Origin of the sequence: Arthrobacter sp. PGP41 (assembly GCF_002953935.1) — a bacterium.
GTDB lineage: Bacteria > Actinomycetota > Actinomycetes > Actinomycetales > Micrococcaceae > Arthrobacter.
On sequence record NZ_CP026514.1, the window covers coordinates 428600 to 451396 of the forward strand.

Genomic DNA, 22797 nt, shown 5'->3' on the forward strand with positions numbered 1-22797 from the left:
GCAGCTCACGTCAGTACGCATTACCCCCGAACGCATTACCCCCCCCCCCGAAAAGTATCCCCAGGCCGGCAGCAAACCGGTTGCCCGGCCAAACGCCAAAGGACCCAACACCATGGCCCTGATCTCAGCGGACCGCGAAAGATTCCCCAGCACACCCTGGCAGCTCGTGGAGACACGCCACGTACCGGGCAATGAAGGGACGTTGGAAACCCTTTTTGCCCTGGGCAACGGACACCTGGGGATCCGCGGCGCCCACTGGGCCGCCGCCGACTCCGACCTGCCCGGCAGCTTCATCAACGGGCTGCACGAAATCTGGGACATCAAGCACGCGGAAAACGCCTTCGGGTTTGCCCGGACCGGCCAGCGCATCCTCTACATACCGGATGCCAACAACTTCACCGTGGTTATCGACGGCGAGTCCCTCAGCCTGGCCGAGTCCGAGGTATTGGACTACCGGCGCTCCGTGGACTTCTCCACCGGGGTGTACGAATGCCGCGTCACCTGGCAATGCCGCTCCGGCGCCGTCGTCACCACCACCGAACGCCGGGCCGTGGGTTTCGCCTCCCGCGGAGCCCTGGGGATATCCCTGGATGTGGTGACGGACCGTGAGGTTTCCGTGGACATCACCTCCTCGGTGATCAACCGCCAGGACCAGCCGGTGGAGGACCACTCTGTCCACGATCCCCGCCGGGCGGGCCGCCACGCCGGACGCGTGCTGCTGCCCCTGCGCCTTGACGGCGGCGACGGATCACTCCGGCTGGCCTGGGAGGCCGCTGAATCCAAGCAGCGCGTGGGCGTCGCGGTGGACCACTGGACCTCCGCCGGGCACCAGCCGTTCGACACGCTGGTGGACCAGGATGACAGCAGCGTCCGCTACGTCCTGGCCGTCGGCCCGGGCGAGCCGTTCCGCCTCGAAAAGAGTGTCAGCTATGCGGCCGGCCCGGCGATCCAGGACCCCGCCCTCGACCCCGCCGCGGCCGCAGAGGAAGGCCTCCGTCCGGTGCAGGACGTCTTTGCCGAGAGCGAAGCGCACTACCGCGACTACTGGGCCACTTCTGACATTGTGGTTGACAGCCAGTCCGTGCTGCAGCAGGCCATCCGCTGGAACCTGTTCCAGCTCGCCCAGGCGACGGCGCGTGCAGACGTCGCCGGCATCCCCGCCAAGGGCGTGACGGGATCCGGCTACGAAGGCCACTACTTCTGGGACCAGGAGGTCTACCTCCTGCCGTACCTGACGTACACCAACCCCGGCGGCGCCCGGCAGGTCCTCGAATTCCGCCATGGAATGCTTCCCGAGGCCAAGATCCGGGCCAAGGAGCTGAGTGTTGACGGCGCCCTGTTCCCGTGGCGCACCATCAACGGGCTGGAAGCCAGCGCATACTACGCGGCCGGTACCGCACAGTTCCACATCGCCGCTGCCATCGCCTTCGCCGCCAACCGTTATTTCTGGGCCACCGGGGACACCGCGTTCCGCGACGGGATGGGTGCCGAACTGCTGATTGAAACGGCGCGGATGTGGATCTCGCTGGGCTTCTTCGGCAAGGACGGGCTCTTCCACATCCACGGCGTCACCGGTCCCGACGAGTACACCGCCGTGGTCAACGACAACCTCTACACCAACGTAATGGCCCGCTTTAACCTGCGTGCTGCCGCGGCCCTGGAGCATGCGGGCATCACGAACGAGGAGCGGCAGCTGTGGGAAGCGGCTGCGAACCGCATGCAGCTGCCGTTCGACGAGCGCATGCAGGTGCATTCGCAGGACAACGACTTCATGCACCTCGAACCGTGGGACTGGACCACGCCCCGGTCCAAGTACCCCCTGCTCCTGCACTTCCACCCGCTGGTGATCTACCGCCACCAGGTCCTGAAGCAGGCAGACACCGTCCTGGCAATGTTCCTGCAGTGGCAGGATTTCACGCCTGAGGAAAAGCACCGCGCCTTCGACTTCTACGATCCCCTGACGACGGGCGATTCAACGCTTTCGGCCTGCGTCCAGGGCATCATGGCCGCCGAGGTGGGGTACTCGCAGGAAGCGCTGGACCACTTCACCAACGCCTTGTTCATCGACCTCGATGACACGCACGGAAACACCATCGACGGCGTGCACATCGCCTCCACGGGCGGGGTGTGGAGCTCCCTGGTCTGCGGTTTTGCCGGGTTGCGCGACCAGGGCCCGGTTCCGTACTTCGACCCGCGGCTGCCGTCGGAGTGGGACGGGCTCACCTTCCACCTGAAGATCCAGGGGCGCCTGCTGCTGGTGGAACTGCGCGCGGGGACCCTCACCCTGACGGTCCGCGAAGGGGAAGCCCTGGCCGTGGATGTCCGCGGCCAGCTGGTCACGGTGGGTGCCGAGCCCGTCCAGGTGGCGCTTGAACCGTTGCCGGAGCCGGAGCCCACGGTGTTCCCCAGCGGACATCCGACGGCGAGTATCCCCGTGGTGCGTGCCAACAGCTGAGTCCGGTGCGGCTGGGAGAGCCTAGCCTTCCGCCGCCGTCGCGCGTTCCGCCTCCGGTGAACGGTCCAGGGGGTGGGCCAATTCGTCGTCGGGCATGCGCGCAGCGGCCATGGCAACCACTGCCATGACGGGGCATACGCCGCCGGCCACCAGGAAGATCAGCCAGATGGGCAGGACCTCGGCGGCCGGACCGGCCAGTGCCATGGACACCGGCATCAGGGCGAGCGACACGAAGAAGTCCAGGCTGGACACCCGGCCCAGCAGGTGCGGCGGGACGCGCCGCTGGAGCAGGGTGCCCCAGATGACCATTCCCACGCTGCCGGTGGCGCCGAAGACGAACAGCGCCGCGGCGATGGCCCAGAAGCTGTCCATGACGCCGACGGCGGCCAGGGGCAGGCTGCCGGCGCCCCAGGAAACCATCATCACCGTGAGGTAGCGGCGCGGCAGCCGGAAGGACGCCGTGAACAGCGAGCCAAGCGCTGCGCCAACTCCCATGACGGCCAGGAGGAAGCCGAACATGCGGGAGTCGCCGGCCAGCTGGTCGCGCACCACGAAGGGCAGCAGTACCTCGATGGGCCCGATCAGGAACAGCACGGAGATGCACGCCCAGATGAGGGTCCACAGCAGCCATGGTGTCCGCAGGGTGTAGCGGACTCCCTCGCGCAGGTCGTGGAAGAAGGATGTCCCGGCAGTCTCAGCGGCTTCACCGGCAGCCGCTCCGCGTTCCTGCGTCTCCGCCCCGTTGACGGGCGCCTTCAGTGCATGCTGCCCCAGGAAGTTCAGGACGATGAAGGCCAGCAGGTGGCACGCCGCAACTGCCGTGACAGCGTGCGACGGCGACAGGGCAGCCACCACCAGGCCCGCCACGGCAGGACCCGCAGCCTGCTGGAGCACGGGCCGCATGGACCCCTCCATCCCGTTTGCAGCCAGCAGGTCCTGGGCGGGGAGGATGCGGGGCAGGATGGCAGAGTAGGCAGGGAAGAAGAAAGCGGCGCCAACGCCAAGGACAAAGGACCCCGCGGCAACGTGCCACAGCTGGAGCAGGCCGGCCATGGCCAGCCCGCTGACGGTGGCTATCACCGCAAGGTTGGCACCCTCCACGGCGATGATCAGTCGCCGCTGGGGGACCCGGTCCGCTGCGATGCCGCCCGCCAGGACGAACGCCACCAGGCCCGCGCTGCCCGCGGCGGCGACCAGGGAGAGCTCCAGGGGACCGCCGCCCAACTGGATCACCTGGTACACCATGGCCACGGCCCACATGCCGGAACCAAAAATCGAGATGGCCAACGCTGCGATGAGCACCCGGTACTCGCGGTGCGCAAAGGGCCGCAGGGCTTTAGGGGTGGGCATAGGGTAAGTCTAGGCTTTGGGCGGATGCCGGGGCGCCAGCCCACACGCCCTCCCGTCCGCGGCCGGGTGGGGAAGGGCACCGGCGGTAGCCTAATGTTAAGCAACCTTAGTATTAGCGATTCCGGCATCGGCCCGCCGGCGAGACAAACAGAGGTGACCATGGCTAAGCGCAGCAACCCCGCAGTACGAATCGCGCAGGAAACCGCCCACAACGCGGTATTCGATGCCGACGGCAAGCCCAAACCCGGTGTCCACAACATGCTCCTCAAGGCGGTGGAGATCCAGCGCCCGCTGGTGGTGGCGTACATCCGCCGGCTGCAGAAGAGGCACCCCCGGGCCACGGCCGCGCAGCTGGCTGACATCCTGGAGCGCGACTACCTCCGCGCCGTCACCGGCGGCGGTGCGCTGGTGGGCGCAACCGCCGTGGTGCCCGGTGTCGGAACAGTCGCGTCCCTCGGACTTTCCGCCGCAGCAACCGTTGGATTCCTGGAAGCAACAGCCCTCTACTCGACGTCCCTGGCAGAGCTGCATGGGATCCGGCTCACCAACCCCGAGAAGGCCAGCACCATGGTCATGGCCATCATGCTGGGCGAGGAAGGGACCGCGCTCCTGGGGACGCTCAGCGGCCAGGCAGCCGGCAGGGAAGTGAACGCCAACAAGGCCTGGGGCAACGTCCTTTCCAAGTCGATGGTGGTGCCGGGCTTCGGCAGCATCCGGAGCAGGATCCAAAAGGCCTTCCTTAAGAACCTCCTCAAGCGCCAGGGAAGTGCGCTGTTCGGCCGGGCCCTGCCGTTCGGCATAGGTGCTGTGGTGGGCGGAGCCGGTAACCTCATCATGGGGCGCGCTGTGGTGGCCAACGCCAAGGAGGCGTTCGGCCCCATGCCGGACACCATCCCCGGGGAGCTCACTGCTGCGGCCGCGGCACAGGACAACAAAACGCTGGAAGGCAACACTTTTGGATCTCAACGCTGACCTTGGCGAATCGTTCGGTTCATGGAAGATGGGGGACGACGCCTCCATGTTCCAGCTGGTCACCAGCGCCAATGTGGCCTGCGGCTTCCACGCCGGGGACCCCGTCACCATGCTGGACAGCTGCCGGGCCGCCTACGAACTCGATGTCACGGTCGGCGCGCACGTGGGGTACCGGGATTTGGCCGGCTTCGGCCGCCGCTCGCTGGACATGAGCTTCGATGAGCTGTTCGGCGACGTCCTGTACCAGTTGGGGGCGCTTGACGGCGTTGCCCACGCAGTGGGGGCGTCCGTGGACTACGTGAAGCCGCACGGAGCGCTCTACAACCGGCTGGTGCAGGACGCCGAACAGGCTTCCGCTGTTGTGGCCGCCGTGAACGCCTACGATCCCGGCCTTCCCGTCCTTGGGCTGCCCGGGTCGGAGCTGCTGACGCAGGCGAAGGAGGCCGGCCACCCGGTCTTTGTCGAGGCGTTTGTGGACCGCGCCTACCTTGCCGACGGAACGCTGGTGCCGCGCTCACAGGAAGGTGCCGTGCTGCACGACGTCGACGCGATCGTCGAGCGGGCCGTGCGCCTTGCGACCAAGGGGGAAGTCGTGGCCCTGGACGGCAGCGTTGTACAGGTCCGGCCGGATTCCCTGTGCATTCACGGTGACACTCCGGGAGCCGTTGGGATGGCTGCCGCCGTCCGGACGGGGCTGGAGGCAGCCGGCGTGGAACTGGAGCCGTTCGCCTAGGCCTGAAGAGCAACGCGGGGTCACTTTTGGCCCGTGCGGGGCCGTTTATTGGGCGCTAAGTGACCTCGCGTTGCTTGGAAAAGGGCGATTGCTCACCCAAATATCAGGTGCGCCACCGTAAAAATTGCCAACCCGGCAAGCGAGCCCACCACGGTGCCGTTGATCCGGATGAACTGCAGGTCCTTGCCCACCTGGAGTTCGATCTTTTGCGAGGTTTCCTGCGCATCCCAGCGGGCCACGGTATCGGTGATCACTCCGGCGATGTCGGAGCGGTACGTCCGCACCAGGTAGCCGGCGGCATCGCCGATCCAGGTGTTCACTTTCCCGGCGAGCTCGGGTTCGCTGACCAGCCGGGAGCCGAAGTCGCGGACGGCAGCCTTGAACTTGATGGTCAGTTCGCTCCCGGGATCATCCACCGCGCCCAGGAGGGCGTTCTTCACGGTGCCCCAGGTGCGGGAGGCGAGTTCGCGCACCTCGGGATCGCCGAGAACCTGGGCCTTGATGTCCTCGGCGCGGGCAATCATCGCCGGATCGTGCTGCAGGTCCTGCGCGAGGTCGTTCAGGTACTTGTCGATCGACTGCCGTACCTGGTGGTTCGGGTCGGCCTGCACCGCGCGAACGAACTTGAGGATCTCCACATAGACCTTGTCGCCCACCAGTCCGTCTACGAACTGCGGCACCCATGTGGGGGAGCGGTCGGACACCAGGTGGGTGACCGTATCGTGGTTGTCATCCACCCAGTCGGCGGCCCGGTCCACCAGCAGGTCCACCAGCTTGTGATGGTGCCCGTCGTGGAAAATGCGCTCGGCCATCTTTCCCACGGGAGGTCCCCACGGCGGAGCCAGCAGGTGCTTGCGCACCATTCCCTCGATGACCGCCTGGACGTCGTCGTCGTTCAAAACCTTGAAAGTACCCCGGATCAGGGCGGCGCCTTCCTTGGCTACCCTGTCTGCGCCGCCCGGCGTGGCCAGCCATTCGCCGGCCCGGCGGGCAATGTTGACGCTGGCCAGCTTCTCCTGGACCACCTGCTCGGAGAGGAAGTTGGTCTCCACGAACTCGCCCAGCGAGGCGCCGATCTGGTCCTTCCGGCGCGGGATGATGGCTGTGTGCGGGATCTTGATGCCCATGGGGTACTTGAACAATGCGGTAACGGCGAACCAGTCAGCCAGCGCGCCCACCATGCCGCCCTCGGCTGCCGCCCGCACGTACTGCAGCCACGGATACTCCTTCTGCAGCGCGAAAGCGAAGACAAAAACCACCGCCATCACCACCAGCAGGCCCAGCGCCACCAGCTTCATCCTCCGCAGCGCTGCCGCCTTTTCGGCGTCGCCCGGGCTGAGGTGATGGACGACGGCGGCACGCGCCTTGGGGCGGCCCTTCGCGTGGGGCGGGGCGGAAGGCGTGGTCCCGGTGGGTGCTTCCCGGGTAGTTGGCTCAGAGTTCACCTGCATGTGCCAAGCCTAGCCCCGCGGTCCGCGCCGGGTCGGCTACCGTGTCTCCATGACCAGTGACGCATCAGGGCCGCAGCGGCCCTTGGTCTTTGCCCACCGCGGTTCCAGCGCCGCCTTCGCCGAACACACCCGTGCCGCCTATCTGCAGGCACTGGCAGACGGCGCCGACGGCGTGGAGTGCGATGTCCACCTCACACGTGACCAGCACGTTGTCCTCCTGCACGACGCCAACCTGGACCGCACCTCGGACGGAACCGGCCCCGTGGCCGAACGCACGCTGCGGGAACTGAGGCACCTGGATTTCTCGTCGTGGAAGGGCGTGCGTATTCCCGAAATGTACGGGGCGCGGTCCGAGCAGCTCATGACCCTGCCCGAACTGCTGGTGATCCTCCGGGGCGCCGGCCGGCCGGTGAAGCTGGCGATCGAACTCAAGCACCCCAGCCCGTACCAGCTCAAGCTCGAGGACCGGGTACTTGAGGTGCTGCGGGACGAGGGCTGGGATCCCCTGACCTCGTCGCTGGACAACGTGTCCGTCACGTTCATGAGTTTCAGCCCGGACTCGGTACGGCAGTTGCTCCGCTCGGTTCAGCCAAGGTTCATCTGCCAGCTGGTGGACGATGTGGACATCCGGGTAGTCCGCGCAGGGCTGGGCTTCGGGGTGATCACCGGCGGTGCAATTGCCAACCTGATGAAGGCCGCCCAGCTCGAAGGCGAGCGGATCCTGGACACCGGCGAGGCGGGCATGGCCGGGCCCGGAATCGAGTACGTGCGCCGGCATCCGGCGTCCGTCCAACGCTGGCTCGCCGCCGGCCGGCGCTTCCGGGTATGGACGGTGGATTCGGAACAGGACGTGGCGCTGTGCGCGCGGCTGGGCATCCAGGAGATCACCACCAACGTGCCGGCCCGAGTCCTCAGCCAGCTGCAGCTGGCCTCGCCGCAGGGACGGTAGTTCCCGCCGCCGGCACAGTTTCGGTGCATCCGGCGGTGCTGTGATTGAGTTGAACCATGCCTTTTCCCCGCTCCGGCCGGGCCGTCCAACGCCTCTCCGCTGCAGCCATGAGCGCCCTGCTGCTGGCCAGCGCCGTAAAGCACTTCCGCGACCCCGGCTTCTACCGCCAGGTGGTGCCCGGATACCTGTGCCGTGACGACGGCGCTGCTGCCCCGCGGCCCTTCGCCCTCCTGTCGAGGGAGGAATGGATCGCGGTGAGCGGCCTGCTGGAGCTGGCAGCCGCCGTCGGAATCCTGGTTCCCGGAACGCGAAAGGCAACCGCCACGGGCACCACCATGATGTTCGCTGCGTTCCTCGCGGGGCATGTCGACGCACTCCGCCGGGCTTACGGCCCGCAGGGAACCCGGGCGCAGCGGAAGGTGCATACTGTGCGGCTTCCGCTGCAGGCGCCGCTCATTGCGTGGGCCTGGAGCCTGCGGAAGCCCGCCGTGGGGGCGGGCCTGTGACGCTGCTGGCATCGCCGGCAGTGCGGATGGGCATCTCCATCAGTATCGCCACCGGCCTGTACGGCGTCTCCTTCGGCGCGCTATCCGTCACATCTGGACTCAACTTCTGGCAAACCATGGCCTTGAGCCTGCTCCTGTTTAGCGGCGGCTCGCAGTTCGCCTTCATCGGTGTGGTGGCAGGCGGCGGTTCCGGCATCGCCGCCATGAGCGCTGCCACCCTCCTGGGAATGCGCAACGGGATTTACGGCATGCAGCTCAACGCCCTCCTGCACCCCACGGGCTGGCGCAAATATGTTGCTGCCCAGCTGACCATCGATGAATCCACGGCCACAAGCTCCGGCCAGGCGGACCCCGCTGAACAGCGCCGCGGGTTCTGGGCGGCCGGGATCGGCATCTACGTGCTATGGAACCTGTTCACCGCCGTCGGTGCGCTCGCCGGCAGCGGCCTGGGCGATCCAAAACAGTGGGGGCTGGACGGCGCAGCGGTGGCTGCCTTCCTTGGCCTGCTGTGGCCGCGGCTCAAAGGACGCGAGCCGGTTGCAATCGCCGTTGTCTGCGCCGTGGCCACAGTGGCAGCCGTTCCCTTTGTCCCCGCCGGCGTGCCAATCCTCGTGGCGGCCGTGGTGGCTGCCGTGATCGGCTGGTTCAGCCACGGCCGCAGCGATGAAGGCCTGGAACCGGATGTTGACCCCTACCGGGAGCACCGCCGGCATGGCGGTACAAGCAGCAGCCCCTTCGCAGGCCCGGAGGAAGGCCGGGCCCGCGCGAAGGACACCGGACAAGGGACAGCAGAATGAGTCTCTGGATCTGGCTTCTGATAGCCTGCGCCCTGGCCTACGCGTGGAAGCTGGTGGGCTACTTTGTCCCGGCCCGGCTGCTCGAGGATCCGAGGATGTCCCGCGTGGCCGGGACCATGACGATCGGATTGCTGGCGTCCCTCACGGTGGTGAACACTTTCGCAACGGGCCAGTTGCTGGTTGCTGACGCCAGGCTGGGAGCGCTCGCGGCTGCCGCCATAGCCCTGGCGCTTCGGGCGCCGTTCCTGGTGGTGGTGCTGGCCGGAGCGGGCACGGCTGCGCTCTTGAGGATCCTCGGCTGGAATTGAGCGGGCGTCCAATGGGTGCTTATGTTTCGATGTGGTGAAGATCACTCACGATGTCGATTCCCGGTTGTACTATGAGAGCGGCTATGCAGTTGGCCATGGGATCTTCATATGAATGGCGGCCATGGAAAATCAGCTGCACGCGGCCGGGGAAAGAGCCGGGCGTCCTCACCATAAAAACGTTCGACGACGGGCTGGACTGCCTGCCAAACGCTTCTTCACGCGCTATGCCGGCTTGGCGGACGTTCCGGCCGAGGACCTGGAGTCCCTCTCCCGGAGCCTGTGGAAGTCCTTTGACCTGGATCCCGCATCCCAGATTCCGGCCCTGCAGGCACTGGTGCGCCAGGAGCTTCGGGGCAGGGGAGATCCCGCTGACTAGCAGGCCGTGACCCTTGGAGCCCGTCTATGGTGGGCTGGAACGGGGCCGCACTCCACTGCGGCGGCCAGAAAGAGGAACCGACATGAATGACGACATGAACGATCAGGCACGTCCGGAGCAGCCGGAACATGGCCGAGGTGCTGAAAGCGGCGCAGCCCGGGATGCCGCTTCCCGGGACACTGATTCCCGGGACACTGTTTCCCGGGACCCCGCTGCCCAGGAGGCCGCGAAGAAGACCGCCGCTAAGACAGGTTCCGAAGCGCCCGCACCGGAACGGCACGGGAAGCCGCGGCAGGGCTACCTTGACCCAAGCGGCTCCGAAGGTTCCAGGGAGCTGCGCGATACGGCCCGCCGCCGCCGGGACGCGGAGGAAAAGCTGCAGCAGCACCTGATCGAAGCCAAGGGGCACGTTCCCAACGAACACCGCGGGCATCACTGAGGCGTCAGGCTAGGCCACTCCGTGGGCTTCGCCGTCGGGCGAACCGGCCCGGCGGCTGCATTCTTCGACAGCCATTTCATACCAGGTTTCCACCCCAAATTCGGGCTCGGGCGTGTCCAGGTTCTGGTAGAGGGCATCCAGCAAGTGTGCCAGTTCTTCCGCGGTCATCGTGGGGAGGATTTCCTCCGGCCCGCGGGGATCATTGAGGTAAAGGTTCAGCTTTGAGCTGTTCATCTTAGTGCGGCCGTTGCCCGGGGGAGGTACTCGGATTGCTGCATGGGTCACTCCATATCAAGACACAGAGGGCTGGCTGCGTAACCCTTCCTGAAGTCTAGTGGCACCCTCGGGACGCCCACAATGGGGCTTGCCGTTCAGGGGAGTGCTAGCCCAGCTGGGGCTCCGCCAGGGGAGAAGGCGGGACTGGTACATGCGCCGGAAGCGGCCGGGCCGGCCGGGACGTGCGGATGGCGTCCTCAATGAGGGCAAGCGGGCGGCGCCAGGCATCGGACCCGGGCTCCATGGTGTCCACCACGCCAATGAGCATAGCGAGCAGCCGGAACATGTCAGTCATGGAGATGTCCCTCCGCAGGCTTCCCTGGCCCTGCCCGCGCACCAGCAACACGCTGATTGATTCCATGAGGGAGCCCGTAATGCCGGTCAGGAGCTCACGGCGGCCCGCGACGGCGCCCAGCAGGTTGGCATCGGCGCTGGCAGCAGCCATCAGGGCCTCGAGGACCCGCAGCAGTCCGGCGGTCGCGTCGATATCCGCCAGGGCGTCGTCGATCACGGGGTCCACTGTCAGGCGCAGCTGCCGGTTGAGCGCGGCGAGGACCAGCTCTTCCTTGTCAGCGAAGTTCCGGAAGAGGGTAGCGGGGCCTACTCCCGCCGTTGCCGCGATGGTCTGCAGCGGTACTTCCGGGCCAAACTCGCGGAAGCACTGGCGCGCCGCTGTGATGATCTTGTCCACGTTCCGCGCTGCGTCGGCGCGGAGCGGCTTGCGGACGACTGCGAGGCTCATGCGAAAAGGTTAGCAATGGAGCTTTCGGCGTTCACTGTTACTGGAGGGTAGTGGGTTATGTGACGCTCCAGGCCGCTCGTTCCCCCTGCAGGCCCCGAAGGCCGCATGGCACACTGGCACCATGTTGCTTGCGTTTTCAGTTGCCCCCTCCGGCACGCCCAGCGAAGGTTCCCGTCCCTCCGATGCTTCAGTGCACGACGCCGTTGCGGCCGCCGTCAGGATCGTCCGGGAATCGGGGCTTCCCAACAAAACGGATTCGATGTTCACGACCATCGAAGGCGAATGGGACGAAGTTTTCGATGTAGTGAAGCGGGCCACCGAGGCGGTGGGGCGGTACGGAAGCAGGGTGTCCCTGGTCATCAAGGCCGATATCCGGCCCGGCTACACCGGTGAGCTGACGGCAAAAGTGGACCGCCTGGAAGAAGCGCTCGCTGACGGTTCCTGACCCGCGGCGGCCGCATCCGCCGTCGGCCTTTTGCTCTGGACCCCGACGCTGGCCCGTGCCAGACTGTGGCAATGTTCGAGCACAAGCCCCGGCCAGAGTGGATTGCGGCTGAAGAATACCTGTCCGACGTCGTCGTCCGTCCGGATTCCGCCCTGCAGCAGGCCATTCGCTCCGCCGAAGAGGCCGGCATGCCCGCCATCGAAGTGGCTCCCAACGCCGGAAAGCTGCTCAAGCTCCTGGTCCAGATCTCCGGGGCCCGCCGCGTGCTCGAAATCGGCACCCTTGCCGGCTTCAGTACCATTTGGATGGGCCGGGGCCTTCCCGACGGCGGTACCCTGGTCACCTGCGAGTTCCTGCCCAAGCATGCAGAGGTTGCGTGGGCCAACATCGACGCCGCCGGCCTGGGGGAAAAAGTGGAGATCCGGCTGGGACCTGCGCTGGAAACACTGGCCGCACTTGAGGAAGAAGCCCGGGAACCATTCGACTTCATCTTCATCGATGCGGACAAGGAGAACAACAGCCGCTACCTGGACTGGGCCGTCCGGCTGGGCCGGTCCGGGGCCACGGTGGTGCTGGACAATACCGTGTGGGAGGGGGCCATCCTTGACCCCGGAATGGACCCGGTCAATGCGCCTGGAATCATCGAGGCGCTGAAACTCCTTGGCGAGCATCCCCGGCTCGATGCCACTGTTATCCAGACCGTGGGCTCGAAAGGCTGGGACGGATTCGCGCTGGCCCGCATCCGGTAGGGTGTACTCCTTTTGCCGCGCTCGCCGCCGGAACTGCTAAGTATGCTTAGAATGAATTTTCGGCTGGAGTTCGGCCGGACAGAGAGCAGCAGCGGAGGAAACTGATGAAAGCGTCACCCACCCTGGCCGGCAATCTGCAGACGGTGCTTACCGACCTCATCGAGCTGCACCTGCAGGGAAAGCAAGCCCACTGGAACGTTGTGGGCACGAATTTCCGAGACCTGCACCTGCAGCTTGACGAGATTATTGCCGCTGCCCGGCTCTTCGCCGACCAGGCCGCTGAACGCATGCGCGCCCTGCACGCCCTTCCGGATGGCCGCAGCAGCACTGTCTCAGCCGGCAGCCGGCTGGACGAATTTCCTGAAGGGCTGACCTCCACGAAGGAGACCGTCAAGCTCATCACGGCCAGGCTGGAGCGTACGGTCCAGACCATGCGGGATGTCCATGATGAAGTGGACGAGGAGGATCCCACCAGCGCGGACCTGCTCCACGCGGCCATCGAGCGGCTGGAGCAGCTTGCGTGGATGGTCAACGCCGAGACCATGGCGGCTACTGCATCCGTCACCGAGCCGGCAGGCAAATAGGCGCCGCCGCCCCGATGCCGGAACTCTCCGAAAAACACAGCCCACCACCTGCCGGCAACGCGCCTGTCAGCCCACACGCAGTGGTCCGGCTGTCCGCGGAGGGGGTACGGCCTGGCGGCGTGGATGCCTTGTTCCAGGCCGTCTCCGCTGCCGTCGGCGACGCCCCCGCGTTGCTTGCCTTGGCCCGCCAGGCCGGGAAGGAATGGCCGCGGCCCGGCGAAGGCACTACCGGGCTTCTCTGGGAGCTCCTGGCAACGGTGGCCGCCATTGACGTGGCTGCTGCCCGGGTCTTTGAGCCGCACCTGGATGCCCTGGCCATCCTTGCACAGGCGGGCCATGATCCTGCCCATGCCTCCGGGACGTGGGGTGTGTTCGCCGCGGAAGGTCAAGGCTCCCGGCTCGAGGCGGAAGCCAGGGGTTCCTCGGTTTTCCTCACTGGATCCAAGCCCTGGTGCTCCCTGGCCCCGTTGCTTGACCACGCGGTGGTCACGGCCCACACGGACGACGGCGGCCGTGCGGCTTTTGCGGTGGACCTGCGCCACGCTGGCGTGACCTGCGGGGACCCGGCGTGGGTGGCACGGGGTTTGCGCGAAATTCCCAGCGGGCCGGTGCGGTTCGACAGGGTCCCCGCCGAGCCGTTGCAGGGAACCAACTGGTATTTCAGCAGGCCCGGGTTTGCCTGGGGCGGCATGGGAGTGGCCGCCTGCTGGCTTGGCGGGGCTGTGGGCATTGCCCGGGATTACCGGGACGCCCTGCGTGCCGGGACTCTATCAGGCCGGGAGCCCGACCAGATTGCGCTGGCCTCACTCGGCGAACTGGACCGCGTCCTTTCCGCCGCCCTGCAGCATTTGGCGGGAACGGCGGAACGCATTGACCGCCGGGAACAGGGCTCCACCGGGCACGGAACTGCCGGGCAGGCATCGGCGTGGAGCGATGCGCTGCGGGTGCGCGGAACCTGCGCAGCCGCCGTCGAACGCGTCTTGTCGGTGGTCGGCAGCAACCGGGGGCCGGCACCGCTGGCCTTCGACGAGAAGTATGCCAAGCGCACGGCTGACCTGGCACTGTACGTCCGCCAGCACCATGGCATGCGCGACGACGCCCAGTTGGGCGCCCTGGCCCTGAAGGGTGACGCGTCGTGGTGACCTTCCTGCACACGGATGAGGGGACTGACGAGTCAGCCTGGGCGGGCGGAGGACTCGCGGTGCTTCCGGAACTCCCGCTGGGTCCGCAGGAGCTGGCCGCCATGAAGTTCCTGGTCCTGGCCGCCCACCCGGACGACGAGACGCTCGGAGCGGGAGGCCTGCTGGCACGGCTGCAAACTGTCGGCGCAGAGGTGGACGTGCTGTTGTTCACGGCAGGGGAGGCCTCACATCCCGGCTCCACAACCGTCTCGCGGGAGGTTCTGGCCGCCATCCGCCTGGCAGAGTTCGAAGCTGCCCTCGAATGCCTGGGGCTCAAAGACCGCTGGCGCTACCATGGCCTGCCGGACAGCGGCCTGGCGGAGCACGCAGGAGACATCACCCGCTGTATCGCTGAGGCCGCTGCGGGGCTCGCCGGCCCCGCAGGCCGGCTCGCCATTGTTGCGCCCTACCGGGCCGACGGGCATGGAGACCATGATGCCCTCGGCGCTGCCGCCGCTGCTGTTGCCGCAGACGGCGGCTATGCCCTGCTTGAGTACCCCATTTGGTACTGGCATTGGGCCGTGCCCGAGCACCCCGACTGGCAGTCCTGGGTACGGCTGCCGCTGGAACCAGGCGAACAGTCCGTCAAGGCGCGGACCTTGCAGGAGCACACCAGCCAGACTCGGCCCCTTTCGCCGCATCCCGGCGACGAAGTCCTCTTGGATGAGTCCTTCCTGCGCCATTTCTCCCGGCCCTTTGAAACTTTCGCCTGGACTGCCCCGCAGGAGTTTCCTGCCGGGCAGCAGGATGCCACCGCCACCGGAAAGGCGCCCCGTACGAGCAAGGAGGCGCAGCGCATCTTTGACCATGTCCACTCCCGGGAGGCGGACCCCTGGCACTACACCACCAGCTGGTACGAGCGGCGGAAGCGCGCGCTGACGGTGGCGGCGCTGCCCGAAGAACACTATGCCTCCGGGCTGGAGATCGGCTGCTCCATCGGCACGCTGACAGCAGATCTCGCGGCACGGTGCACGAACCTGCTGGCCGTCGATGCCAGCGGTGCCGCCTTGGAACGGGCAGTTGAACGCCTGGCCCCTTTCCCGGGAGTAGCCGCCAGGCAACTGACGCTTCCCGGAGAGTGGCCCGACGGAAGCTACGACCTCGTGGTGATGTCCGAGGTTGGCTATTACTTCGCCGCCTATGAGCTCGATGTGCTGCTCGAGAGGATCAGGGAGTCCGTTGTGCCGGGAGGCACCTTGCTGCTGTGCCACTGGCGGCATCCCATCTCGGGATGGGAGCTCGACGGCGAAAGGGTCCATGCGCTGGCCCGTGACCGGTTGGCGTGGCCTGCTGCCGGCGTATACCGGGAGCGCGACTTTCTGCTGGAAACCCTGACAGCGCCCAAGGCATCGGTTCCTGCCCATTGATGCCGGTCGAGAGGGTGGCCGTGGTGATCCCGGTTCACAATGAGGAGGAGCACCTGGACGGCGCCCTCAGCGGCGTGGAGGCCGCCGTATCGAGGCTGCGGCTGGCCCAGCCTCGAATTGGCGTGCGGGTCCTTGTGGTCCTTGACTCCTGCACTGATGGTTCTGCGGCCATAGCATCCGCTTTCACTGCGCGGAACAGCTGTTTTTCTGTCCTGCCGGTCGCCTTCCGCAGCGTTGGGCGGAGCAGGCGTGCCGGGAGCTGGCAGGTGCTCGGCGCCCTAAGCGATGGCAGGTCTGAGGCCGCCGCCGGGCTATGGCTGGCCAATACTGATGCCGATTCGGTTGTTCCGGACAACTGGCTCGTGGGCCACCTGGAGTTAGCTGCGGCAGGGGCCGATGCGGTCCTCGGGTCCGTGGAAGTGGATCCTGCGGGCGTCGCACCGGACTTGCTTAGCCGCTGGGAGTCGATGCACCCGTTCTCGGAAGACCATCCGCATGTGTTCGGAGCAAATTTCGGCATCCGCGGCTCGGCCTACCTTCAGGCCGGCGGGTTCCCTCGGCACCTCGCGCATGAGGACCGTGTGCTGGCGGCGCGGTTGCGGGAGAAAGGGTTTGACGTAAGGGCCACTGACACCGTCCGGGTGCTGACCTCGGGCCGGACGCAGGCGCGGGCCCCGCAGGGGTTCGGTGCCTATCTGCGCACGCTTGGCATGGACATCGCGCTGGCACCGGAGAATTAGGTCAGCGCGGGACTGAACGGCTTAACGGCAAGGGGGCCGCTGCGTTTCCGCAGCGGCCCCCTTGCCTGGCAGGGCTAGTCCTTTCGGAATGCGTCCTTGACCTTTTCGCCGGCCTGCTTCAGGTCGGCTTTCGCCTGGTCCATCTGGCCTTCGGTCCGGAGGCTTTCGTCATCAGTTGCCTTGCCGGCTGCTTCCTTGGCTTTGCCGCCCATCTTCTCGGCGGCATTGTCAATCTTGTCGTCCAAACCCATGGCATTCTCCCTTCGGCTTGTGGCCTGCGGCAATGCGCATGCCATGCTCCCATGCTAGCCAGCCGGCGGGTTGTTCAACAGGTCGCTGGCTGGAACCGACAGGCAGTTGCTGCCGGCAAAGCCGGGGGATGCCTAGACCAGGTCGGGTGCGCTGGCCACGATGTAATCCGCGGCCGCGGGGCCGGTCATGGACAGGTTGTTGCTGTCCGGGTTGATTCCGTGTGTCTGCAATGCCGCCCACAGTGCTTCCGGCGGCTGGAGGGGACCTTTGTGGAGCAGGCACCAACTGGTGTAGAGACCGTACAGCTCATCGCGTCCGAGGCCAAGGCCCGGTTCCCTGTCCGCGACAACTGCTTCGGCAATAAACTCTTCAAAATGTGTAGCAGGCATGTTCGCTCATTCGGGCTCGACCGTGGTGCCGCCGTTTCTGCTTCAGCGGCTCTGCCGGGCCCAGAAGGGCCTTGCAGAATAATCATGAAGGTATGGCAGCCGGCTCACTTTGTCCAGTTAGGCCGTCCCGCGGGCCAGGGAGTTCGTACATGATCGAGGGGGCCGACGGCGACTGGGGGGACTGGCCTCGGTCTCAGAAGAGGCCATCTCGCCGCCGGCCCCGCCTGCCCCCGGGCTACCTTGCCAAACCCGGGAAGATAACAGGACCTTCGCTACCAATTTTCCCCTATCTTGGAGGTCCTGCCTAGCCCCCGGCGCGGCCCTCCGGCGGCGCTCCTGCCGGGCCCGGCTGGCGCTGGTTCTCCTTGGTGCTGTCTCCGCCGTCGGCGCGGTCCCGGACTTTGTCCCGGACCCTTTCCCGGTGCGGCTCCGTGGGCTGGGCATCGTTCCTGCCGCCGCCTTCATTCCCGCCGGAGCCTTCGTCCTGGCCGTTGTCGGCGCTGTACTTCTCGCGGAGCTCGCGGCCGTGCCTAACGTCTTCCTCTTCCTGTTTCTGCAGCTTTTCGCTCTTCTTGGTGTCCCGCGGCGGCAGCTGAATGGTTTCCTCCGCTTCAATGCCGGCCTGCAGCTGCCGTCCGCGCTCCATTTCGGCATCGAACTCCGCACCGAACAGCAGGGACATATTCAGGATCCACAGCCACAGGAGCATGACAATGACGCCCCCAAGGGCGCCGTAGGTCTTGTTGTAGTTTCCAAAGTTGCCTACATAGAACCCGAAACCGACCGAGGCCAGCAGGAAGACGAACAATGCGATGCCGGAGCCCATGCTCATCCACTTGAATTTGGGCTGCTTGACGTTGGGAGTTGCGTAGTACAGTACGGCGATGATGGCGATGATAAGCGCGATCATCACCGGCCACTTGGCGATGTTCCACACGGTCAGGAAGACGCCGCTGAGGCCGATCAAGCCCCCGACGGCCTCTGCCACCGGGCCGCTGAGCACCAGCATGCCGGCCAGGACAGCAACAATAACCACAGCCAGGAGCGTGACCACCAGCATTGTGCCGCGCAACTTGATGAAGGGCCTGCCTTCATCCACCTCGTAGACCCGGTTCATTGCCCGGCCGAAAGCGCCCACGTACCCGGAAGCCGACCACAGCGCGGTGGCAAGGCCGATGACCAGGGTGAATCCTGCCGCTGGGGCGTTTGCCAGGTCTTGCACCACTCCGCCTACCGTGTCAACAGTCTCGGCCGGGACAAAGCTGCTGACGATTTGCAGGAGCGCATTGGTGGTCTTCTGCGGGTCGCCAAAGAGCCCTATCAGGGACACAAGCGCCAGGATGGCCGGAAACAGCGACAAGACCGCGTAATAGGTCAGGGCTGCGGCGAGGTCAGGGCACTGGTCCTTGGTGAACTCGCGCAGCGTCTTCCTGGCGATGTATTTCCAGTTTGGCTTGTCTAGTTCCTTGGGGCTTTCCGGCTTCCTGGAGTCGTTTGGATCCGGTGCCTGGCCCGCCTTGGCGGTGCTGGTTTCGGAAGAGTCGTGAGTGGCCATGGGGTGTCCTCTCGATTGGGCCTGAACCTGAGAGGCCGGCTCCGCGACGGGCGGGGCCGGCCTCTCAGTGGTGCTTATTGCCTTGTGGGGCGCCTAATGCCGTTGCGGGTGCCGCAGCGGGCCCGTTAGGTGTTGTGGAATCTAGGTGTTTTTGACGTGGTCTGCGGCGTCGGTGGCGCGGTCTTTGACGTCGGTGGCGGCGTGTTGGCCTTCGGCTTTGACGTTTTGGGCGGCGTCGGTGGCGGTGGCTTTGACGTTTTCCATGGCTTCCTGGGCGGGTTCCTTGAGGTCCTGGGCCATGTCCTTGGCGGCGTCGGTGACCTGGGTGGCCAGGGGCTCGGCGGCGGTCTTGAGCTGCTGGGCTGCCTCGCGTTCCGTCTGGCTGGCCGGGATCAGGGAGGAGATGAGCATTCCGGCGCCGAACGCGATCAGGCCGGCGGCCAGGGGGTTGCCCTGGGTTTTGGCTTTGATCTGGTCCGGGGTGTGGGAGATCGCGGTGCCGGCGTCGGAAAGCGTGGAGGCCACGTTGTCCTTGGCTCCGTGCAGGGTGTCTCCGGTGGAGTGCAGGGCGTCGGTGGTGTGCCCGGCGCCGGAGTGCATCCGGTCCTGGACCCGGGTGGTGGTGTTGTCTGCTGCTCCCATGATTTTCTCCTTCACGCCGGTGACCGCGTCTTTTACTTTGTCGGTTTGGCGGTGGACGATGTTGGACGGGGTGACTTTGTCGGCCACGGCGTCAACGTTGGTGCCCAGGCGTGCGCGGGTGGCTTCTATGTCTGAACGGATTGCGTCCGGGTTATCGCTCATCGGTTTACCTCACCTGGTTTTAGGGTTGGGGGAATTTCGGACAGGGTCTCGCCTGTCTGGGGCAGGCCCTTGATCTGTTTGAGTTCCTTGCGCCCGATCGAGGCCAGGACGGCTGCGATGATGCCCCAGATCACGGCGACGATCAGGGCGGCCCAGCCCAGGGGCATCAGGGCGCCCAGGGCGAACATCAGGGCCAGGGACAGGAAGACGAGCACGAAGTGCCCTGCCATGCCTGCCCCGCCGAGCATCCCGGCGCCCTTGCCTGCTTTCGTGGCTGACTGCTTGGCTTCTGCCTTGGCGAGTTCGAGTTCCTGGCGCATCAGGGTGGACAGGTCGCGGGTCACGTCCCCGAGCAGCTCGCCCAGCGAAGCGTTGTCAGCCTTCTGATGCGCCGCACTCGGCGCAGGATCCGGAAGAGAACTACTCATCACAGCCCGCCAGACTGACCATCCCTGGAACGGTCCCGCGTGAGGGGATCGCCTGCCATAGGATCGTCGGCGAGGTTTTGGTTGCCAAGCGGATCGTCGGCAATCCGGTTTCCGGACCACGGTTCTTCAACCAGCTGCGGGCTGTCCAGTGCGCTGGCCGGACGCGTTGGTTCCCCGTAGCTGCTGCCGGGCGCGCCGCCGTCGTACCCTGCGGTGGTGGTGGCCGGTCCCGGAAGCTGGACCGGCGGAGGCGGCACTGTGCCGCCTGCCGGAGCATAGGACCCGGTGTATTGGTCCCCGTAAGGGGTACCGGAGTTCCCTGCGCCCGGGTACTGGCCGCCGGCAAGGCCGGCTGTGGTGGTGCCTGTCCCGTAAGAGCTTTCGGCGGTCCCTGCGGTCAGGCCGCGGGTGAGGCGTCCTGCCAGGACACCAGCGCCGGCGGCGATCAGCAGGAACGTGCCGGGACGGTTCCGGGCGAACCTCTCTACTTCGCCGAGCAGGTCTCCCGACTGCCTGTTCTCCAGCCAGGACGCCATGGAAGAGGTGCGTTCGGCTGCCTGCCGGACCAGGTCACTGGCGACGCCCTGCTGGTCGGGTGCGTCGGCCATGCTCCGCAGCTGGCTTGAGATGGTGCGGATGCCCTCCGCAGCCTTCTGCTGCTGGGTCCCGGCCTGGCTTGTCAGGCCCGACTTTGCCTGGTGCAAAAGATCCTGCGCACTGGACTTCGCCTCGGAGGCCACATGCGCGGCTTCCTCCTTCGCCGTCTGGGCAACGCCCTGGGCAGAATCCTTGGCCGTGCGTGCTACATCTGCTGCTTCTTCCTTAGCCGCTTCCTTGGTGGACGCCGCGGAGGTGTCGCCGGCCCGGGTCTGGCCATATGCGGGAGTGGCGGCGGATGGGAAGGTGGCGGCGGACCGCTCACCCGGAATTCCTGTGGAGGCCGACGGAGCCGTGTAGTCGGGGTCCGCGGGCCATTGGTTCTCTGTCATCTTCGCTCTCTCTTTCCAAGAAGGCCGGTTGTTGATCAAGAACCAGCAACACTGGCCGTAAAATAATAAGCATGATTACTAATAAAAGGTAAGTACCCTTGCTAAGTGAGTTGCATTAGGTTCCAAAAGAATCAGCCGGAAAGGCGATGGCCTGCCGGGTACATCGATGTGGAAAGTGGTGGGTAGCTTGGAAACAGCTCCATGGATTTGGGTGCTGGTTGCCATCGTTGTGGTGGTGCTGATCGTGCTGCTGTTGCTGGCAAGCGGGCGGCGCCGCAAGGCGATGCAGCAGAAGCGCGACGACGCGCACCGGGAAAAGGCGGCTGAAATACGCCGCGAGGCCGAGGCGAAGGAGCTCGATGCCCGCGAGCGGGAAGCGAAGGCGATCCGGGCCAGGGCGGATGCGGAGCAGGCGCAGGTGGATGCAGCGCGGTTGCGCCAGCAGGCGGACCAGCAGGCCACGGAGGCCAAGGCGCTCCGCGACGACGTGAACGAACGGACACGCAAAGCCGACGAACTCGACCCCGACGTCACCTTGGACCCCAACGGCGGTGGCGAGCGGCGCGGCCATGACAACCGCGACGGTGCCGGTCATGCAAACCGTGAGTACACCGACCGTGGAGCTGCCCGCCACGCCGGCCGCGAGGGGGCCAGTAGTGAGGGTGCCGCAGGCGGCCGGGCCGGCACTGCCGGGGGACCGGCTGCACGAGAAGAAGCCGGCACCGACGCTGAGCGCACCGACGCGGACCGCACCGACGTTGACCGGAACGGCCGGCGCAACGAGGGCCCCGCTCCTGCGGGGGGTGCCCACGGGGACAGGGACAATCCACGCCCCGGCATCTAGTCAGCGGGCGAAGGAACATTCCTTGGTTTCAGGACGGGGGAGGGGGCGACTCCTTCCCCCGTTCCCATGCCCGCCAGCACTTCGACGACTGCCTCGGCGGCCGAGAACCTGGGCTCCCAGCCAAGTATTCGGCGTGCCCGGCCGGTGTCCATGACCGGGGCTCCGGCTGCCATCTCAATCCACCCGGAGTCCGTGGGCTGAAGCCGCAGCCTCCATGCCGCACCAACGATGGCGTGGAGCAGTCCCATGGGGATGGGCAGGATCCGTCGGGCCCGCAGGATGCGGGCAAGTTCCTGGGGTGTCAGGACGGGTTCGGCTGCAACGTTGAATGCCCCGGAGGCGCGCTGGTCGATGACGCGCCAGTAGGCATCAGCCACATCGTCGGCGTGGACCGCCTGGAAGATGAGGTCCTCCGGGACTGGCAGGAGAGGTACCCGCAGCCTCCCCGGCAGGAGCCTCGGGATGAGCGGCCCCAGGAAATATCTTCCGATCTCGCTTCCGGCGTCGCGCTGGAAGATCAGGGCCGGGCGGAGCCTGGCTACGGAGATGCCCGGCTCCGCCGACATGAAAGCGTCCAGGGCTTCTTCCTGCTCCGCCTTGTGCCGGCTGTAGTGTGAACCCGGCATGCCGCGGGCAGGCCACGACTCATCCGTCCGGCGATCCTTGGGAGCCTTGCTGTAGGCGCCCACGGACGACGCGCAGACCACCTGTTTCACGCCGGCCTTCCCGGCTGCCGCAAGGACGTTCCTGGTGCCGGTGACGTTGGTCCGGTACAGCTGCTCAAGGTCCCGGTTGGGCTGGATCTGCCATGCCAGGTGAACTACGGCGTCCACTCCTGCCAGTGCCGCGTCCAGCAGGGGCCGGTCGCTCGCCAGGCCCACGTCAAGGGTGTGCCACTCCACCCCTGAATAGGGTGCCCGGCTGGTGTCCGGGCGGCGCCTGCTGATCCCCGTCAACTGCAGGCTTCCCGGTTTTTGGGACAACTCCGCCTGCAGCTTGCGCAGCAGGGCCGTTCCCGCGTTTCCGCTGGCTCCGGTGATGGCGATGTGCATTGGCAGGGACTCCTTGGCGTGGACGGTCGGTACCGGTTACAGGGCGAGCCTATAACCGGGAGGG

General features: G+C 66.4%; 27 protein-coding genes. 16 read left to right on the forward strand and 11 right to left on the reverse strand.

Annotation, left to right across the window (positions count from 1 at the left end):
- Nucleotides 1-112: 112 nt before the first annotated feature.
- Complete coding sequence (locus C3B78_RS01990) at nt 113-2455, forward strand: glycoside hydrolase family 65 protein (protein WP_104996583.1); 2343 nt, start codon at nt 113-115, stop codon at nt 2453-2455.
- A 21-nt stretch (nt 2456-2476) separates the two neighbouring features.
- On the opposite strand, the gene C3B78_RS01995 is transcribed toward C3B78_RS01990, so the two are convergent.
- Nucleotides 2477-3805: an MFS transporter gene (locus tag C3B78_RS01995; protein ID WP_104996584.1), complete on the reverse strand. Its 1329-nt coding sequence runs from the start codon at nt 3803-3805 to the stop codon at nt 2477-2479.
- A gap of 159 nt (nt 3806-3964) precedes the next feature.
- Here C3B78_RS01995 and C3B78_RS02000 point away from each other — a divergent pair, with 159 nt between their 5' ends.
- The gene (locus C3B78_RS02000) at nt 3965-4777 is read left to right on the forward strand and encodes a hypothetical protein (RefSeq protein WP_104999587.1); all 813 of its coding nucleotides are present in this window, start codon (nt 3965-3967) and stop codon (nt 4775-4777) included.
- Nucleotides 4761-5510 (forward strand): LamB/YcsF family protein, encoded by a 750-nt coding sequence (locus C3B78_RS02005; RefSeq protein ID WP_104996585.1) that lies wholly within the window; start codon nt 4761-4763, stop codon nt 5508-5510. The genes C3B78_RS02000 and C3B78_RS02005 overlap by 17 nt, the downstream gene beginning before the upstream one ends.
- Nucleotides 5511-5602: 92 nt before the next feature.
- On the opposite strand, the gene C3B78_RS02010 is transcribed toward C3B78_RS02005, so the two are convergent.
- Nucleotides 5603-6961, reverse strand: a complete 1359-nt coding sequence (locus C3B78_RS02010; RefSeq protein ID WP_104996586.1) for a DUF445 domain-containing protein — start codon at nt 6959-6961, stop codon at nt 5603-5605.
- A gap of 49 nt (nt 6962-7010) precedes the next feature.
- Here C3B78_RS02010 and C3B78_RS02015 point away from each other — a divergent pair, with 49 nt between their 5' ends.
- The 6 genes from C3B78_RS02015 (at nt 7011) to C3B78_RS02040 (ending at nt 10336) form a co-directional block, all read left to right on the forward strand.
- Nucleotides 7011-7910, forward strand: a complete 900-nt coding sequence (locus C3B78_RS02015) for a glycerophosphodiester phosphodiesterase (protein WP_104996587.1) — start codon at nt 7011-7013, stop codon at nt 7908-7910.
- 56 nt (nt 7911-7966) lie between these two features.
- Nucleotides 7967-8416, forward strand: a complete 450-nt coding sequence (locus C3B78_RS02020) for a DoxX family protein (RefSeq protein WP_104996588.1) — start codon at nt 7967-7969, stop codon at nt 8414-8416.
- Entirely contained in the window at nt 8413-9213 is an 801-nt protein-coding gene (locus tag C3B78_RS02025; protein ID WP_234005492.1) for an AzlC family ABC transporter permease, read from the forward strand. Before C3B78_RS02020 ends, C3B78_RS02025 begins: the two co-directional genes overlap by 4 nt.
- Nucleotides 9210-9521: an AzlD domain-containing protein gene (locus C3B78_RS02030; protein ID WP_104996589.1), complete on the forward strand. Its 312-nt coding sequence runs from the start codon at nt 9210-9212 to the stop codon at nt 9519-9521. Before C3B78_RS02025 ends, C3B78_RS02030 begins: the two co-directional genes overlap by 4 nt.
- Nucleotides 9522-9753: 232 nt before the next feature.
- Nucleotides 9754-9897: a hypothetical protein gene (locus C3B78_RS19940; RefSeq protein WP_234005493.1), complete on the forward strand. Its 144-nt coding sequence runs from the start codon at nt 9754-9756 to the stop codon at nt 9895-9897.
- Between the two features lie 82 nt (nt 9898-9979).
- Nucleotides 9980-10336: a hypothetical protein gene (locus tag C3B78_RS02040; RefSeq protein WP_104996591.1), complete on the forward strand. Its 357-nt coding sequence runs from the start codon at nt 9980-9982 to the stop codon at nt 10334-10336.
- A gap of 9 nt (nt 10337-10345) precedes the next feature.
- Here C3B78_RS02040 and C3B78_RS02045 read toward each other — a convergent pair whose 3' ends face one another.
- Together C3B78_RS02045 and C3B78_RS02050 are read right to left on the reverse strand one after the other, a co-directional pair.
- A complete protein-coding gene (locus C3B78_RS02045) occupies nt 10346-10570 on the reverse strand; it encodes a hypothetical protein (RefSeq protein WP_104996592.1) in 225 nt (74 codons plus the stop codon).
- Between the two features lie 148 nt (nt 10571-10718).
- Nucleotides 10719-11354, reverse strand: coding sequence for a TetR/AcrR family transcriptional regulator (locus tag C3B78_RS02050; RefSeq protein WP_104996593.1), 636 nt, complete (start codon nt 11352-11354; stop codon nt 10719-10721).
- A 121-nt stretch (nt 11355-11475) separates the two neighbouring features.
- Here C3B78_RS02050 and C3B78_RS02055 point away from each other — a divergent pair, with 121 nt between their 5' ends.
- From C3B78_RS02055 to C3B78_RS02080, 6 genes are all read left to right on the forward strand, one after another.
- Nucleotides 11476-11799: a thiamine-binding protein gene (locus tag C3B78_RS02055; protein WP_104996594.1), complete on the forward strand. Its 324-nt coding sequence runs from the start codon at nt 11476-11478 to the stop codon at nt 11797-11799.
- 71 nt (nt 11800-11870) lie between these two features.
- Nucleotides 11871-12548 (forward strand): O-methyltransferase, encoded by a 678-nt coding sequence (locus C3B78_RS02060; protein ID WP_104996595.1) that lies wholly within the window; start codon nt 11871-11873, stop codon nt 12546-12548.
- A 104-nt stretch (nt 12549-12652) separates the two neighbouring features.
- Nucleotides 12653-13132, forward strand: coding sequence for a Dps family protein (locus C3B78_RS02065; protein ID WP_104996596.1), 480 nt, complete (start codon nt 12653-12655; stop codon nt 13130-13132).
- Between the two features lie 119 nt (nt 13133-13251).
- Entirely contained in the window at nt 13252-14274 is a 1023-nt protein-coding gene (locus C3B78_RS02070) for an acyl-CoA dehydrogenase family protein (protein WP_199775310.1), read from the forward strand.
- Nucleotides 14268-15680, forward strand: a complete 1413-nt coding sequence (locus C3B78_RS02075) for a bifunctional PIG-L family deacetylase/class I SAM-dependent methyltransferase (RefSeq protein ID WP_104996597.1) — start codon at nt 14268-14270, stop codon at nt 15678-15680. Before C3B78_RS02070 ends, C3B78_RS02075 begins: the two co-directional genes overlap by 7 nt.
- 20 nt (nt 15681-15700) lie before the next feature.
- On the forward strand, nt 15701-16420 hold the full coding sequence (locus C3B78_RS02080) for a glycosyltransferase (RefSeq protein WP_324778406.1): 720 nt from the start codon (nt 15701-15703) through the stop codon (nt 16418-16420).
- A gap of 74 nt (nt 16421-16494) precedes the next feature.
- On the opposite strand, the gene C3B78_RS02085 is transcribed toward C3B78_RS02080, so the two are convergent.
- The 6 genes from C3B78_RS02085 to C3B78_RS02110 form a co-directional block, all read right to left on the reverse strand.
- Complete coding sequence (locus C3B78_RS02085) at nt 16495-16671, reverse strand: CsbD family protein (protein ID WP_104996599.1); 177 nt, start codon at nt 16669-16671, stop codon at nt 16495-16497.
- 132 nt (nt 16672-16803) lie between these two features.
- Nucleotides 16804-17061, reverse strand: coding sequence for a hypothetical protein (locus C3B78_RS02090; protein ID WP_104996600.1), 258 nt, complete (start codon nt 17059-17061; stop codon nt 16804-16806).
- A gap of 304 nt (nt 17062-17365) precedes the next feature.
- Nucleotides 17366-18616 (reverse strand): YihY/virulence factor BrkB family protein, encoded by a 1251-nt coding sequence (locus C3B78_RS02095; RefSeq protein ID WP_199775311.1) that lies wholly within the window; start codon nt 18614-18616, stop codon nt 17366-17368.
- Nucleotides 18617-18757: 141 nt separating this feature from the next.
- Complete coding sequence (locus C3B78_RS02100) at nt 18758-19420, reverse strand: DUF3618 domain-containing protein (protein WP_104996305.1); 663 nt, start codon at nt 19418-19420, stop codon at nt 18758-18760.
- Nucleotides 19417-19848 (reverse strand): phage holin family protein, encoded by a 432-nt coding sequence (locus C3B78_RS02105; protein WP_104996601.1) that lies wholly within the window; start codon nt 19846-19848, stop codon nt 19417-19419. The genes C3B78_RS02100 and C3B78_RS02105 overlap by 4 nt, the downstream gene beginning before the upstream one ends.
- The gene (locus tag C3B78_RS02110) at nt 19848-20837 is read right to left on the reverse strand and encodes a hypothetical protein (protein WP_104996602.1); all 990 of its coding nucleotides are present in this window, start codon (nt 20835-20837) and stop codon (nt 19848-19850) included. The genes C3B78_RS02105 and C3B78_RS02110 overlap by 1 nt, the downstream gene beginning before the upstream one ends.
- Before the next feature lie 187 nt (nt 20838-21024).
- Between C3B78_RS02110 and C3B78_RS19600 the strand changes: the two genes are divergently transcribed.
- Entirely contained in the window at nt 21025-21681 is a 657-nt protein-coding gene (locus C3B78_RS19600; RefSeq protein ID WP_158677170.1) for a hypothetical protein, read from the forward strand.
- Here C3B78_RS19600 and C3B78_RS02120 read toward each other — a convergent pair.
- The gene (locus tag C3B78_RS02120; protein ID WP_104996603.1) at nt 21678-22733 is read right to left on the reverse strand and encodes an NAD-dependent epimerase/dehydratase family protein; all 1056 of its coding nucleotides are present in this window, start codon (nt 22731-22733) and stop codon (nt 21678-21680) included. The genes C3B78_RS19600 and C3B78_RS02120 overlap by 4 nt on opposite strands.
- Nucleotides 22734-22797: the final 64 nt, after the last annotated feature.

Excerpts from the sequence above, each read along its gene's own strand:
- C3B78_RS01990 (WP_104996583.1), top strand. The coding sequence starts at position 113 with ATGGCCCTGATCTCAGCGGACCGCGAAAGATTCCCCAGCACACCCTGG.
- C3B78_RS01995 (WP_104996584.1), bottom strand. The coding sequence starts at position 3,805 with ATGCCCACCCCTAAAGCCCTGCGGCCCTTTGCGCACCGCGAGTACCGG.
- C3B78_RS02000 (WP_104999587.1), top strand. The coding sequence starts at position 3,965 with ATGGCTAAGCGCAGCAACCCCGCAGTACGAATCGCGCAGGAAACCGCC.
- C3B78_RS02010 (WP_104996586.1), bottom strand. The coding sequence starts at position 6,961 with ATGCAGGTGAACTCTGAGCCAACTACCCGGGAAGCACCCACCGGGACC.
- C3B78_RS02015 (WP_104996587.1), top strand. The coding sequence starts at position 7,011 with ATGACCAGTGACGCATCAGGGCCGCAGCGGCCCTTGGTCTTTGCCCAC.
- C3B78_RS02020 (WP_104996588.1), top strand. The coding sequence starts at position 7,967 with ATGCCTTTTCCCCGCTCCGGCCGGGCCGTCCAACGCCTCTCCGCTGCA.
- C3B78_RS02030 (WP_104996589.1), top strand. The coding sequence starts at position 9,210 with ATGAGTCTCTGGATCTGGCTTCTGATAGCCTGCGCCCTGGCCTACGCG.
- C3B78_RS02040 (WP_104996591.1), top strand. The coding sequence starts at position 9,980 with ATGAATGACGACATGAACGATCAGGCACGTCCGGAGCAGCCGGAACAT.
- C3B78_RS02045 (WP_104996592.1), bottom strand. The coding sequence starts at position 10,570 with ATGAACAGCTCAAAGCTGAACCTTTACCTCAATGATCCCCGCGGGCCG.
- C3B78_RS02050 (WP_104996593.1), bottom strand. The coding sequence starts at position 11,354 with ATGAGCCTCGCAGTCGTCCGCAAGCCGCTCCGCGCCGACGCAGCGCGG.
- C3B78_RS02055 (WP_104996594.1), top strand. The coding sequence starts at position 11,476 with ATGTTGCTTGCGTTTTCAGTTGCCCCCTCCGGCACGCCCAGCGAAGGT.
- C3B78_RS02060 (WP_104996595.1), top strand. The coding sequence starts at position 11,871 with ATGTTCGAGCACAAGCCCCGGCCAGAGTGGATTGCGGCTGAAGAATAC.
- C3B78_RS02065 (WP_104996596.1), top strand. The coding sequence starts at position 12,653 with ATGAAAGCGTCACCCACCCTGGCCGGCAATCTGCAGACGGTGCTTACC.
- C3B78_RS02085 (WP_104996599.1), bottom strand. The coding sequence starts at position 16,671 with ATGGGTTTGGACGACAAGATTGACAATGCCGCCGAGAAGATGGGCGGC.
- C3B78_RS02090 (WP_104996600.1), bottom strand. The coding sequence starts at position 17,061 with ATGCCTGCTACACATTTTGAAGAGTTTATTGCCGAAGCAGTTGTCGCG.
- C3B78_RS02095 (WP_199775311.1), bottom strand. The coding sequence starts at position 18,616 with ATGGCCACTCACGACTCTTCCGAAACCAGCACCGCCAAGGCGGGCCAG.
- C3B78_RS02100 (WP_104996305.1), bottom strand. The coding sequence starts at position 19,420 with ATGAGCGATAACCCGGACGCAATCCGTTCAGACATAGAAGCCACCCGC.
- C3B78_RS02105 (WP_104996601.1), bottom strand. The coding sequence starts at position 19,848 with ATGAGTAGTTCTCTTCCGGATCCTGCGCCGAGTGCGGCGCATCAGAAG.
- C3B78_RS02110 (WP_104996602.1), bottom strand. The coding sequence starts at position 20,837 with ATGACAGAGAACCAATGGCCCGCGGACCCCGACTACACGGCTCCGTCG.
- C3B78_RS02120 (WP_104996603.1), bottom strand. The coding sequence starts at position 22,733 with ATGCACATCGCCATCACCGGAGCCAGCGGAAACGCGGGAACGGCCCTG.